The 12,786-nt window shown below is 71.2% G+C and carries 11 protein-coding genes; 4 read left to right on the top strand and 7 right to left on the bottom strand.

Going from position 1 to position 12,786, the window contains the following annotated elements; all coding sequences use genetic code 11:
- Positions 1-61 precede the first annotated feature (61 nt).
- Positions 62-1,591: a 4-hydroxyphenylacetate 3-hydroxylase N-terminal domain-containing protein gene (locus tag AB0J40_RS07415; RefSeq protein WP_364448891.1), complete on the bottom strand. Its 1,530-nt coding sequence runs from the start codon at positions 1,589-1,591 to the stop codon at positions 62-64.
- Between the two features lie 171 nt (positions 1,592-1,762).
- Here AB0J40_RS07415 and AB0J40_RS07410 point away from each other — a divergent pair, with 171 nt between their 5' ends.
- Complete coding sequence (locus AB0J40_RS07410) at positions 1,763-2,602, top strand: dioxygenase (RefSeq protein ID WP_364448889.1); 840 nt, start codon at positions 1,763-1,765, stop codon at positions 2,600-2,602.
- Here AB0J40_RS07410 and AB0J40_RS07405 read toward each other — a convergent pair.
- The 4 genes from AB0J40_RS07405 to AB0J40_RS07390 are packed head-to-tail and all read right to left on the bottom strand — an operon-like array spanning position 2,521 to position 7,296.
- Positions 2,521-4,311 carry a trehalase family glycosidase gene (locus AB0J40_RS07405; protein ID WP_364448887.1) on the bottom strand — a complete coding sequence of 597 codons (1,791 nt, stop codon included), beginning with the start codon at positions 4,309-4,311 and terminating at the stop codon, positions 2,521-2,523. The two genes, AB0J40_RS07410 and AB0J40_RS07405, sit on opposite strands and share 82 nt — an antisense overlap.
- A gap of 12 nt (positions 4,312-4,323) precedes the next feature.
- Positions 4,324-5,085: a carbohydrate ABC transporter permease gene (locus AB0J40_RS07400; RefSeq protein ID WP_364450041.1), complete on the bottom strand. Its 762-nt coding sequence runs from the start codon at positions 5,083-5,085 to the stop codon at positions 4,324-4,326.
- 47 nt (positions 5,086-5,132) lie between these two features.
- The gene (locus tag AB0J40_RS07395; protein WP_364448884.1) at positions 5,133-6,050 is read right to left on the bottom strand and encodes a sugar ABC transporter permease; all 918 of its coding nucleotides are present in this window, start codon (positions 6,048-6,050) and stop codon (positions 5,133-5,135) included.
- Positions 6,051-6,057: 7 nt separating this feature from the next.
- Positions 6,058-7,296: an extracellular solute-binding protein gene (locus AB0J40_RS07390; protein WP_364448882.1), complete on the bottom strand. Its 1,239-nt coding sequence runs from the start codon at positions 7,294-7,296 to the stop codon at positions 6,058-6,060.
- A gap of 144 nt (positions 7,297-7,440) precedes the next feature.
- On the opposite strand from AB0J40_RS07390, the gene AB0J40_RS07385 reads away from it, so the two are divergent.
- Positions 7,441-8,478 (top strand): LacI family DNA-binding transcriptional regulator, encoded by a 1,038-nt coding sequence (locus AB0J40_RS07385; RefSeq protein WP_364450038.1) that lies wholly within the window; start codon positions 7,441-7,443, stop codon positions 8,476-8,478.
- Positions 8,479-8,597: 119 nt separating this feature from the next.
- Complete coding sequence (locus AB0J40_RS07380; protein ID WP_364448879.1) at positions 8,598-10,430, top strand: RICIN domain-containing protein; 1,833 nt, start codon at positions 8,598-8,600, stop codon at positions 10,428-10,430.
- 6 nt (positions 10,431-10,436) lie between these two features.
- On the opposite strand, the gene AB0J40_RS07375 is transcribed toward AB0J40_RS07380, so the two are convergent.
- The gene (locus tag AB0J40_RS07375; RefSeq protein WP_364448877.1) at positions 10,437-10,994 is read right to left on the bottom strand and encodes a TetR/AcrR family transcriptional regulator; all 558 of its coding nucleotides are present in this window, start codon (positions 10,992-10,994) and stop codon (positions 10,437-10,439) included.
- A 78-nt stretch (positions 10,995-11,072) separates the two neighbouring features.
- Here AB0J40_RS07375 and AB0J40_RS07370 point away from each other — a divergent pair, with 78 nt between their 5' ends.
- Complete coding sequence (locus AB0J40_RS07370; RefSeq protein WP_364448875.1) at positions 11,073-12,080, top strand: LLM class flavin-dependent oxidoreductase; 1,008 nt, start codon at positions 11,073-11,075, stop codon at positions 12,078-12,080.
- 11 nt (positions 12,081-12,091) lie between these two features.
- Here the strand turns inward: AB0J40_RS07370 and AB0J40_RS07365 are convergent, their stop codons facing one another.
- Positions 12,092-12,748, bottom strand: a complete 657-nt coding sequence (locus tag AB0J40_RS07365) for a hypothetical protein (RefSeq protein WP_364448873.1) — start codon at positions 12,746-12,748, stop codon at positions 12,092-12,094.
- Positions 12,749-12,786: the final 38 nt, after the last annotated feature.

The following is a 12,786-nucleotide window of genomic DNA, read 5'->3' as shown; positions in this document are numbered from 1 at the left end:
GTGACGGCTCGAAACGGCCGGGCGATGGGGCACCGGCCGTCCCGAGCCGCGATTCTCGGGGTCAATGGGCCCGCGCGTCCTGCTGGCGCGCGTAAGCGGCCTGACCGGCGTAGTCCGTCTTCCCGTCGTCCTTCGGGGTGGCCGGCCCGATTCCGGCGATCTTCCGCGCGAGCTCGGTCAGCGGGCCCGCCGGTGCCATCTCCGCGCGGTTCATCGTCAGCATCCGCACCGCCAGCAACGGGGTTCCGTTGAAGTTCTCGAACACGCTGATCCGGTCGCCCCAGTCCGAGAGGTACAGGTCCCGGATCACGCGGCTGATCTTGAGCCGGTCGTGCGGCCGTCCGATCGGGCCCGTCTGCAACGGTTCGAGCCACCGGCGCAGTTCCGGCTGGTTCCACTGCTGCTCGGTGGGGAAGATCAGCGACGAGCGCCCGGCCAGGTCGATCAGTTCGGTGACCATCCGCGGCACGTTTTCCAGGTAGTAGGCGCGGCCGAAGTCGAACAGCAGCACACTCGGCTTGTACAGGCCGCCGGGGGTGGTGAAGCCGTCTTCCTCGCAGGCGAGCACGTGGGCGCGCAGCGTCTGGTGGAAGCCGACGAGCTGCGCCAGCCGGGCCTGGACCGGGGGCAGCTGGTAGGTGCCCACGTGCTCGGTGATCAGCAGGGCCAGGCCGACCATCACCTCGGCGCGGATCGTCTGGCGCACCAGCGCCTGGTAGTGCAGCCAGTCGAACACCCGCTGCGGGTAGAGCGACGCGTGCTTCGGGTTGCCGATGTGGAAGACCCGGTTCCACGGGATGAAGACGTCGTCGAAGAGGATCGTGGTGTCCAGCTCGTCGCCCTTGGCGGCCAGCGGGTGCTCTTCGTACTGCCCTTCCTTCACGGTGCTTTCCCGGCAGACCAGCGTGACCCCGGGGGTGTTCGTGCGGACCGCGCCGAAGATCACCTGATCGCCGGGGATACCCGGACGGAAGAACACGCCGATGTGGATGTAGTCGGCGAACGCCGCACCCGTCGCGATGGCCTTGACGCCGCGCACGACGATGCCGTCCTCGCGGGTTTCCACGATCCGCAGCGCCGGCGACTCGGCCTGCGCCGACTCACGGGACCGGTCCGTCTGCGGGTCGACGAACGCCGGCGCGGCGTTGAGGTCGCCCTCGACCATCAGGTCCCAGAACTCGCGGATGCCCACCGTCAGGTCCCGGCCGCCGGTGCCCTGCGACTGCTCGCTCCACGGCACGGGGTCGTCCTGGTAGGTGAGCAGCACGTAGTTGTTGACGTCCGGGGTCCGCGGCACGGCGCCGCCGTCGAGCTCGCGGATCACCGTCTCCAGATAACGCCGCTTGCGCTTCAGCTCGTCCTTCGTCGTGTGGCGGAACCACGTCATCGACCGGCGCTCGCCGTCGTCGTCGACGAACGTCATGACCTCGCGCAGGTCGTCCCGGTGGTGCAGGTCGTAGAAGTCCGCGAGGCGCTGCGCGTAGTCCCGCGTTTTCGGGTGGGTGGCCACGTTGCCGACCTTTTCGTCCCCCACCCACACCACCCGGCCGTCGTCCAGTGCGTCCAGGTATTCCTTACCGGTTCGCAGCACAGGTCGCTCCTTTCCGATCGTCGGCGCCTTCCGGTGCGCCGGTGCCGACGGTGCCGCGCGACGGGGTGAGGAAACCCCGGTGCCACCGGGTGAATCCGCGCTAACACCGGATTTCGCCGCGGCTAACGGCGGCCCGGCTACCGTTCCGGCACGAACGCGAGGAGGCGGACCATGCTCGACCCGGACGAAAAGAGCATCACCGAAGCGGTGCTGCGGACCATGGCGGACACGCCCGACCCGCGCGTCCGCACGGTGCTGTCCGCTCTGGTGCGGCACCTGCACGACTTCGTCCGGGACGTGGACCTCACCGAGGCCGAATGGGCGCACGCGATCGGCTTCCTGACCCGGACCGGCCGGAAGTCCGACGACACCCGGCAGGAGTTCATCCTGCTTTCCGACGTGCTCGGGGTGACCACGCTCGTCGACGCGGTCAACCACCGGCGCAGCACCCACGCGACGGAGAACAGCGTCCAGGGCCCCTTCTACCGGGAAGCGCGACCGGAATTCCCCGACGGCGCCGACATCTCCAACGGCCTGCCCGGCACGCCACTGCTGTTCCGTGCCACCGTGGTCGACGCCGCCGGCGCTCCGGTGGCCGGAGCCGAATTCGACGTGTGGCACGCCGACAGCCACGGGCACTACGACTCCGACGTGCCCGGCCTCGACGCGGCCGCGATGCGCGGGCTGTTCCGCACGGGCCGGGACGGGACGGTCGAGATCCGTAGCATCGCACCGGCCCCGTACCCGATCCCGGACGACGGACCCGTCGGCGAGCTGATGCGCGCGACCGGCCGGCCGGTGATGCGGCCCGGGCACATCCACGTCCGGATCGCGGCACCGGGCTTCTCGACCGTGACGACGATGCTGTTCCGCGACGACGACCCGTACCTCGCGCAGGACCCGGTGTTCGGCACCAAGCGGTCGCTGCTCTACCGGCGCGATCTGCGGGAGGGGCCGGACGGGCCGTTCGACCTCGTCGAGCACACCTTCGTGCTGGATCGGCTCGGCTGAGCCGCCGCCCCGGTCGTCGCGCCGTGGCGGTGCTGAGCTGCTTCGCTCAACAGGAGGTACGCGCCGGCAGTCCAGGTGTACGCGCGGTCGCGCAGGCCGGCTCCGGTGAGCGCGTCGAAGTTCTCGGCGAAGCCGTGGTCCTCGCACGTCCTCCGGAACCGGCTGCTCACTTCGTCGGCGAGGTCGGTGGCGCCTCCTCGGCGGAGGCCGTCTTCGACGAGGACCGTGACCGGGGCCCAGACCGGGCCGCGCCAGTACCCGTCGGGTTCGTAGTGCGGCGAGGTCGGCAGCTCCGTGGCCAGCCCGACCGGCGTGAGGTGCTCGGCCACGCGGGCGCACAGCCGCTCGAAGACGTCGCGTGGCAGGTGCTCGCCCAGCACGATCGGCATGAGGTCGAGCAGGCTCGAGCCGCGCTGGGACGTCCCCGTGCGGACGCTGCGGCTGCGGAAGGACGAGCCGTCCCAGAGCTCGGCGAGCAACGCGGCCAGCAAGGTGTCGGCGCGTTGCCCCCAGTCCGTGGTGGTGTCCCCGGCGTCGGGGGCCAGCGCGGCCAGTTCCTTCAGCTGCAGGACGAGGAAGGCCGCGAGGTCCGCGGTGACGAGGAGGCGTTCGCTCGCGAACACCGTGGCGTTGTCCCAGCCGCTGTCGTTGCCGTGTTCGTAGTACGGCAGCCGCTGCCCGGGGGCGCGGCGGTGGTCGAGCCAGAACGACGTCCAGGCCGCGAGCTGCCGGTAGGCCAGGGCGGGATCGGGAACGCCGCCCGGAAGCCGGCTGCGCAAGTGCGCGAGGGCCCAGCCGTGGATCGGCGGCTTGACGAAGTTGCGGAGCACCTCGGCGTGGGTGACCGAGTCCGGCAGCGCGCCCAGGCCGTCTTGGTGGTCGAAGGGCAGCTGGTACTGGTTCCACGCCAGCTCCGGCGCCCCGGGGGCCAGCGCCAGCGCGGTGAAGCAGTGGTCCCAGCTCCACACCTTGTTCATCCAGTGCTTCGACATGAGCACGGCCGGGCGGGCGAGGAACCCGGCGGGCGCGACCGTGGCTGACCACAGCACGTAGCAAGCGAGGTCGGCCGCGGGGGTCGAGTGGTTCCGCCAGGGGGCGACGGCGTCGGCGAAGGCGGTGAAGTCGCCGTGCGCCGAGGCGGCGGCCCGCCGGAAGTCCACAGTGGACGTATACGGTGCCGCGCCGGTGGTGGTTTCCTCCAGCGCGACCTCCCACGGGCCGCCGTCGGCGCCCACGGTGACGCCGCGCCGGGCCGTGCCGAGTTCCTGCTCGCCGGTGTGCGTCCACTGTCCGGAAAGGAGGGTCACGCGGAGGCGGTTTCCGGTCTCGTAGAAGGTGAACACGGCCGCTCCGGACGGGTCGGCGAAGAAGTACGGGCCGGTGAACGGCGTGAGGTCCGGCTCCGCGGCGATGATGCTCATGCCCAGGCCGGTGCCGGCGATCCGGAGCGTCCCGGCGTCGGCGAACGCCGCGGTGATCCGGCCCTCGGGCGAGCTCCACGTGAGCACGGCGGGGTCGGCCGAGACGTCGGTGGCGGCGCGGTGGCCGTCCCGTTCGGGCACGAGCGCCAGCACGGGGTGCAGGCCGTGCCGGTGGGACACCACGTGCACGTCGTCGGCGCGCCGCGTCGCACCGAGCACCGGGGACAGGCCGAGCCAGGATCCGGCGCGGCTGAACGGGATCTCCCCGACGGAGAACTCGGCGGTCACAGGGTGGTCCCTTCAGTCCTTGACGGCGCCGGCGGTGACACCGGCCGCGACGTAGCGCTGGGCGAGCACGAGCAGCACGGTGGCGGGAACGGACGCGACCACGGCGGTGGCCATGATCGCGTTCCACTCCTGGTTGTTGTTGCCGATGTAGTGGTAGATGCCCAGGGTGAGCGGGCGCAGCCGGCCCCCGGCGTCGAGGGTCGCGGCGAACACGAAGTCCGACCAGGCCCACAGGAACGAGAACAGCGCGGCGGTGACGACGCCGTTGCGGCTGGCGGGCAGCACGACCGACACGAACGTGCGCCACGCCCCGGCGCCGTCGATCCGGGCCGCCTGCAGCAGTTCGTCGGGCACGGAAGCCATGAAGGAGGCCAGGATCAGCACGGCGAACGGCACCGCGACGGTGGAGTCGGCGACGATCAGGCCGCCCACGGTGTCGGTCAGGCCGAGCTTGACGTAGCTGCCGTAGAAACCCAGGGCCATGATGATGCCCGGGATCATCTGCGCCACCAGCAGGACGAAGCCGAGCACGCGCCGGCCCGGCGGCCGGAGCTTCGCCAGCGCGTACGCCGCCGGGGCGGCGATGACCAGGGTGAGCGCGACGGTGCCCAGCGCGACGAGCAGGCTGGTGCCGAAGTAGGGCAGCTGTTCCCGCAGGACGCGCTCGTAGCCGGCGAAGGTGGGCGAGGCCGGGAACAACTCCGGTGGTGACTTCCTCAGGTCGCCGGGCGGGGTGAGCGAGACGGCGACCATCCAGTAGACCGGGAAGAGCATCGCCGCGGTGAGCAGGACGCCGAGCGCGGTCGGCCACGCGGGGCGCTTCACGCGCGTTCCTGGTGACGCTGCAGGCGGACGTAGACCAGCCCGGCCGCGAACGCGAGCAGGATCAGCACGTTGGCGACGGCCGCGCCGGGGCCGAACTCCGGCAGCATGGAGCCGAACCCCAGCTCGTAGGACCAGGTGGCGAGCGTGCTCGACGAGCCACTGGGGCCGCCCCTGGTCATGATCCAGATGATGTCGAACACCTTCAGCGTGTAGACCAGGCCGAGCAGCAGGGTGATCGCCGACACGGGCCGCAGGACGGGGAACGTGACGTGGCGGAACGTCTGCCAGCGGGTCGCGCCGTCCAAAGCGGACGCTTCGTGCACCTCGGCGGGGATGTTCCGCAGTCCACTGTGGAGCACGACGAGGTTGAACGGGATGCCGATCCAGATGTTGGCGATGGTGACCGACACCAGCGACCAGGACGGCGAGGTCAGCCAGTCGACCCGGGCGATGCCGAGGCCGTGGAGGACCGCGTTGACCAGTCCCGACTCGCTGTTGAGCAGCCAGGCCCAGGTGGACCCCGACACGATCAGCGGCAGCAGCCACGGCACGAGGAACAGCGCCCGCAGCGTCGCCGACAACCGGAAGCGGCGGGTGAAGAACACCGCCATCGCCAGGCCGATCGCGTACTGGAAGACCAGGGACGCGGCCGTGAAGACGAGCGTGTTCACCAAGGCGGTGCTGAACCGCGGGTCGCCGAACACGGTGGCGTAGTTGGCGAACCCGGTGAAGGGCGCCCCGCCGCGGACGAAGGTCCGGACGGTGTAGTCGCGCAGGCTCAGGTCGACGGTGGTGTACAGCGGATAGCCGTAGCAGGCGAGCAGGTAGGCCGCCAGCGGGACGAGGAACGCCCAGCCGGCGAGCCGCTTCTTGTCGAGTCGCCGCTTGTCGTGGGGCCGATTGTCGTGTGGCACTGCGTGGCTACTTCGCCGCCGCGGCCGCGGTTTGGGCGTCCTTGAGCGCGGCCTCCGGCGTCTTCGAGCCGGTGAGGGCGGCCTGGACCGCGTTCCACAGCGGCTGCGAGATGCGGGGGTACCGCGTGCCGAGGTTGTCCCCGGTCCGGCCGTTGGCGTTCTTCACCGCGTCGACCCACACCGCCAGTTCCGGGTTCCGGGCGACCTGCTGCTGCTGGACCGACGGCACCGCCGAGACGTAGGTCAGCGCCGTGTCCGAGGTCAGCACCTTGTCCGGGGAGGTGAGGCAGGCCGCGATCCGGCCGGCCGTGCGCTCGGTGCCCGGGTCGTCCTGGGCGGGGACGGTGACGAACTCCCCGCCGGTCGGCGCGGGCGCGGTGCCGCCGGTGCGGCCCGGGATCGGGATGACGCCGTACGGGAAACCGGCTTTCTTCGCGTTCTCCAGCTGCCAGGTGCCGTTCTCGGCGAAGGCGTACTGGCCGGTGGCGAACTCCTGCCAGCTGGTCGTCTGCGTGTTGCCGATGACCGAGTTGGGGGCGTAGCCGCGGTCGAGCCAGGACTTCCACTGGGCCAGCGCCGTGACGGCCGGGGGAGCGGACAGGTCGGTCAGCGCCGCCCCCGAGCCCCAGAACCACGGCAGGAACTGGAAGCTGCCCTCCTCGGTGCCGATCGCGGAGAAGGTGATGCCCTTCTTCCCGGCTGCCTTCACCTTGCCCAGCGACGTTTCGAGCGACGCCCAGTCCGTGACGGAGGCGGGGTCGACGCCCGCGGCGGCCAGGACGTCCTTGTTGTAGTACAGCGCGAGGGTGTTGGCGCCCAGCGGCACGCCGTACGTGCGGCCCTGCACAGTGCCGGCGGCCACCAGGTTCGGTGCGGCCGGCGAAGCGTCCAGCCCGACCTCGTCGTTCGCCTTGAGCACGCCCGCTTCGACCATGGTGGACACGACCGGGTTGTCCAGCACGAGCACGCTCGGCGCGGTGCGCTGCCGGGCGGCGAGCAGCACCTTGCCGGTGAGGTCGGTCGTGTCGTAGGCCTGGCGCTCGATCTTCACCCCGGCTCCCGCCGCGCAGTCGTCGATCACCTTCGCCCACGCGGAACCGGCCGTGAACTGCGGGTACGGGTCCCAGATCGAGAACGTCCCGGTGCCGCCGCCGGCCGGGGACGACGAGCAGGCCGCCATCGTCGCGGCGAGGGCGACCGCCGCCAGCGCGGCCGGGAGCGGACGGGTGCGCGGGGGGTACGGCATGGGGTCCTCCTGGCGGCCACGGCGACGACAGTCATCGAACCGGTTCGATGATGGGAGCCGCAACAACGTAGACCGCGGCTCGCCCCGTCCGCAAGAGGCGGCGTTCCGGGATGGCAAGATGGTCGAACCGGTTGCCGCCGACGGATCCGGGGACGGGAAGCGGACATGAACATCGGCGAGATCGCCAAGCGGGCCGGGGTGTCCCGCAGCACGGTGTCGTACGCGCTGAGCGGCAAGCGGCCGGTGTCGGCGCGGACGGTGCGGCGGATCAACGACGTCATCGCCGAGCTGGGCTACCGGCCCAACGCCAGCGCGCGGGCGCTGGCCGAGGGGAAGACCCGGACCATCGGGCTGGTGATCCCCCCGGCGAGCGCGCGCCTGACCGACGCGCAGCTGGGCTTCGTCGCGAGCGTCGTCGAGGCGGCCGCGGCGCACGACCACGACGTGCTGCTCTCGCCCAGTGGCGGTGACCACGACCGGTCGTTCGAGCGGATCGTGACCGGGCGCCGGGTCGACGGCGTGATCCTCATGGAGATCCTGCTCGAGGACGCCCGGGTCGACCGGCTGACCGGCGCCGGGCTCCCGTTCGTCGCGATCGGCCACGTCGAGCACCCTGGCGCGTCGTGGTGGGTCGACGTCGACTACGCGACGCTGATCGCGCGCTGCGTGCGTCACCTCGCGGATCTCGGCCACGAGCACGTCGTGCTGATCAACCGCTCCGAGCACCTCGTCGCCGCCGGCTACGGCCCGGCGGTGCGCGCCACGGCCGGGTTCCTCGGCGCGGCCGGGGAGTGCGGGATCACCGGGCACACCGTGAGCTGCGCCGACGAGCCGGCCGCCGGCCTGGAGTGCTTCGAGCGGATCCGGGCTCGGTGGCCCGAGGTGACCGCCGCGGTGACGATCAACGAAGCCGCCCTGCCCGGGGTGCAGCGGGCCCTCGACCGGGCCGGCCTGGACGTCCCGCGGGACTTCTCGCTCACCGGCGTGCTCGCCGACCGGCTGGCCGAGGACTTCCACCCGCCGCTGACCGCGGCGGACGTCCCGGCGGGGGAGATGGCCCGGCTGGCCGTGGACCTGCTGCTGGAGCAGATCGGCGACCGGTCCGCCGAGCCGCGGCACGCCCTGCTGGAGCCGGCGGTGACGCTGCGGTCCAGTACCGGTGCTCGGCGCTCGCGGAAGTGAACCGGTTCGACGCCATTTGGTCTCTTGTTGGCGAATCTCTGACGGCGTAGCTTCACTCCTTGGTCGAACCGGTTCGACGTCGCACCTGACCTCGTTGTCCGTGCCCGAAGGAGTCGCACGTGGACATCTCGCGCGAGCGCGCCCGCCGTGGCTTTGCCGCCTTCCTCGTCACCGCCGCCCTCACCGTCTCGTCCGCCGTGGCCGTCGCGGAGCCGGCCCGGGCCGCCGACGAGTCGATCGCCGTCGACTTCTCCGCCGGTGGCGGCACCCCGACCCACCGGGCGTCCGGCTGGATCTACGGCATGACCGAAAACGCCTCGGCCCCGGCCGACCACTTCTACCGCGACGTGCAGTTCCAGGCCATGCGCGCCGGCGGCGCGCAGCTGGACAGCCCGGGCGGCTGGGTCTCGGGCAAGTACGACCGCCGCTGGAACGCCACCCGCGCCCAGCTGCTGCGCACCCGCGCGCTCGGCGGCAAGTTCGTCCTGCTGGTGCACGACCTGTGGGGCGCGGACGGTTACCCGATCTCCCGGTTCCCGGGTGACAACGGCGACTGGACCGACTACGACGCCTTCCTCACCCGGCTGATCGGCGACGTCCGGGCCACCGGCGCCCCCGTCGAGTGGGACCTCTGGAACGAGCCCAACATCACGCTCTTCTGGAACCGCCCGCAGAGCCAGTACTTCGCCATGTGGCAACGCGCGTACCAGCGGATCCGGGCGGCGTTCCCGGAGCAGCCGATCGTCGGCCCGAGCCTCGCCGGCGTCCCGTCGACCGCGGCGGGCTGGTGGACGCAGTACCTGGACTTCGTGCGTTCCTCGAACGTCGTCCCGGACATCGTGAGCTGGCACTCCCTGCCGGGCGATCCGGTGGCGAACGTCGCCGCCGCCAACGCATCCCTCGACACGCGCGGCATCCCGCACCCGCGGCCGTACCAGATCAACGAATACGGCGCGTCGAACGAGCAGAACCCGGGCGACGGCTCGTGGTACATCGCCCGGCTCGAGCGGGCCGGCGCCGACGGGCTGCGCGCCAACTGGGCGAGCGGGGGAAACCTCCACAACGACCTCGGCAACCTGCTCGTCCACGACGCCGCGGGGCAGCACCAGCCCAAGGGGGAGTGGTGGGTCTACCGGTTCTACGGCTCGCAGACCGGCCGGATCGCCGCCACGACACCGAGCGGTTCGTACGACGCGTTCGCCACGGCGGCGAGCGGGTCGGCGAAGGTGCTGGTCGGGGGCGGCGGCACGACCGGCAATGTCGCGGTCGCCCTGCGGCGCCTGGACGCCACCACGGGAATCGTCGAGAACAACCAGGTCCGGGTGCTCGTCCAGCGGATCCCGTACAACGGCGGCGGCGCGGTCGCCGGCCCGGTCACCGTCCAGAACTCCGTGCTGACCCTGTCCGGCAACGCCGTGACCGTCAGCGTGCCGCACGCATCCGCCGACGACACGTTCACCATCACGCTGCTCCCGCCGTCGGACGGCGGGTTCCAGTCGGTCGCCGTCGCCCAGCATTCCCAGCAGTGCCTGGACAACACGGATCTGAGCACCGCCGACGGCAACCGGCAGCAGCAGTACCCCTGTGAGGGCGGCGACCAGCAGCTGTGGAACTTCCGCCCGGTCTCCGGCGCGTTCACCGTCGTCAACCAGCAGTCGGGCAAGTGCCTCGAGGTGGCCGGCGCTTCGACCGCCGACGGTGCGGCGGTCCAGCAGGGAACCTGCCGTCCCGGCGCGGCGAACCAGCAGTTCACCTTGCGGAAGGTCACCTACAGCGGCAACGACGCCCACGACTACCAGCTGGCCGCCCGGCACAGCGGCAAGTGCGTCGACGTCAACCAGGCCTCCACCGCCGTGCGCGCCCAGCTCATCCAGTGGCCGTGCCGGGCCGTCACCCAGGGCAGCCCGCTGAACCAGACGTGGCGCCTGTGGGGAGCGGCGCCGGCCGGTTGACCCGGCTCAGCGAGTACTGGCGAGGGTGACCTCGACGACGCGCTCGACGAACGCGTCGTCGAGGGGCTCTCTGGACAGCAACCGGCGGTAGAACAGCGGGCCGAGGAAGAGGTCCGCGACGAACTCCGGGTCGGTGTTCGCGGCGGCTTCCCCGCGGGCGATGGCCCGCGCGACCGCGTCGTGGACGGGTTTCCGGCGCCGGGCGGTGAATGCGGCGAGCACCTTCGCCAGGCCCGGGTCGCGCTCGGCGGCGTCGAGCAGCCCGGGGATGAGCGCCGAGGTCGGCGCGGTGTGCAGGATGCGGTCGAGGTCGCGGGCGAAGGTGACGAGGTCGCCGTGCAGGCTGCCGGTGTCCGACGGCGCGGCGGCCGGCACGATCGACTCGACGGCCGCCCGCAGTACCGCGTGCTTGTCGGGCCACTGCCGGTAGATCGTCGTCTTCGCCGCGCCGGACCGCGCCGCGATCGCCTCGACCGTCGTGCCCGCGAAACCCTGCTCGACCAGCAGCTCGACGGCCGCGTCGAGGATCGCGCGCCGCGAGCGGGCCACCCGTGGATCCGTCACCGAAGACCTCCTTGCGGGCAGTCTAGCAACTTCGCTACGCTACGGTAGCGTAGCGAAAGTTTGGGGAGAGGAGCCGCGGTGAAATTCGGAATCGAACTCCCGACCGCCACGTCCGGGATGATGCACCCGGTCCCGTTCGCGACCCCGCGAGACCTGGTGGACCTCGCGATCGAGGCCGAGCAACTCGGCTACCACGACGCCGGCGGCAACGACCACCTGTCCACAATGGACTTCGTCCGGCGCGCCTGGCCCAACCCGCCGGATCTCTACGAACCCCTGCTCGTGCTGGCGCAGGTCGCGGCGAAGACGTCGGTGCTGCGGCTGACCACCGGCATCCTGGTGCTGACGCTGCGGGACCCGGTGCTGCTGGCGAAGCAGGTGGCGACGCTCGACCAGCTCAGCGGCGGCCGCGTCACGCTGGGCGTCGCGGTCGGCGGCTACCGGGACGAGTTCGAAGCCGTCGTGCCCGGCCTGCGGCACGCCGACCGGGCCCGGCTGACGCGCGAGCGGATCGAAGCCCTGCGTCTCTTGTGGACGGAGCGGAACGCTTCCTATCACGGCGAATACGTCCACTTCGAGAACGTCGAGTCGTTCCCCAAGCCGGTCCAGGCACCCCTACCGCTCTACTCGGGCGGCAACGCGGAAGGTTCGCTGCGGCGGGCGGCCTCGCTGTGTGACGGCTGGCTGCCGGCGAAGCTGAGTCCTTCGGGCATCGCCGCGGGGCGCGCGAAGCTGGCCGAGTACGCCCGCGCGGCGGGCCGCGACCCGGCCGCGATCACGACGGCCCTGCAGTCGGTCGTCTGCCTGGGCCCGACCCGGGAAGCGGCGCGCGAGACGTTCCGGAACTCCTCGTTCGACCTGTTCCGGAAGTCGCTGGCGAAGACGATGACCAAGGGCGTCGACCAGGACGCGTACTTCGACCTGAACCTGATCGGCACCCCGGACGAGGTGTGCGCCAAGGTCGAGGCCTACGCACGGGCGGGCGTCGAACACCTGACGGCGTTGCTGTTCGTCGGCAACACGGTCGAGGAGATGCGGGCGCAGATCCGGTTGTTCGCCAGGGAAGTCCTGCCGTCGTTCCCCTGATCGGCGATGTATCACGTCCAGTGCTTGGGGTCGTGCAGGTCGTCAGGGTGCCTGGTGACCTGTGATGGCTTCGGGTCGTCGGGCTCGTAACTGAACGATGAGCCGTTGCGAAGCTCGCGCCACACGAAATCGTCGCTGCCGTGGTGTCGCTGGGTCCAGCGTTGGACAGTGCGCCAGTTCCCGCCGTTCACGCGCAGCTGGAGTTCCCACCGGACGTGATCGAGCCGGGCCTCGTGGTCCCAGCGGGTGCCGAACAGCAGCAGTTTGCCCACGGTTTCTTTGGCGAGAACGACGAACGGGGTGCCGTCGCCACGGTAGGCCTCGCGGAACAAGTCCTTGTGGGACTTCAACGTGTGGTACTTGGCAGGATCCAATTCGCCATTGAGCCCGAAGATCTCGTGCGCGTCGGCCACTGGGTGGTCCGGGTAGCGTGCAACGACCCGCGCGTCGGTGATCACCCCGGCGCGAGCGCCGGCGTTGGTGACGTTCACGGCGACCACGACGCGCGGCACGTACCACCACTCGCGATCAAGCGTGGTCTGATCCGCGAACAGAGACAGCCGGCCGACCGCCAGGCGCGGCGAGAACGTCGCCAGGTGGGTGCGCCACAACGAAACGCACGCGACAATCAGCGCGGCCACGGACACGACCGCTGACGCGAGCTGCATGGGATCCCCCTTCCGGCACCGCCGAGCGATATCGCCCG

The organism is Amycolatopsis sp. NPDC049691, from assembly GCF_040675005.1.
Classification (GTDB): Bacteria; Actinomycetota; Actinomycetes; order Mycobacteriales; family Pseudonocardiaceae; genus Amycolatopsis.
The sequence above is the reverse complement of the archived record's forward strand: the minus strand, read 5'-3'. Positions and strand labels throughout refer to the sequence as shown.

Bases quoted from the DNA above. Each gene is read 5' to 3' on its own strand.
- AB0J40_RS07410 (WP_364448889.1), top strand. From the start codon at position 1,763: ATGCTCGACCCGGACGAAAAGAGCATCACCGAAGCGGTGCTGCGGACC.
- AB0J40_RS07400 (WP_364450041.1), bottom strand. From the start codon at position 5,085: ATGCTCTTCCCGGTCTACTGGATGGTCGCCGTCTCGCTCACCCCGCCC.
- AB0J40_RS07390 (WP_364448882.1), bottom strand. From the start codon at position 7,296: ATGCCGTACCCCCCGCGCACCCGTCCGCTCCCGGCCGCGCTGGCGGCG.
- AB0J40_RS07365 (WP_364448873.1), bottom strand. From the start codon at position 12,748: ATGCAGCTCGCGTCAGCGGTCGTGTCCGTGGCCGCGCTGATTGTCGCG.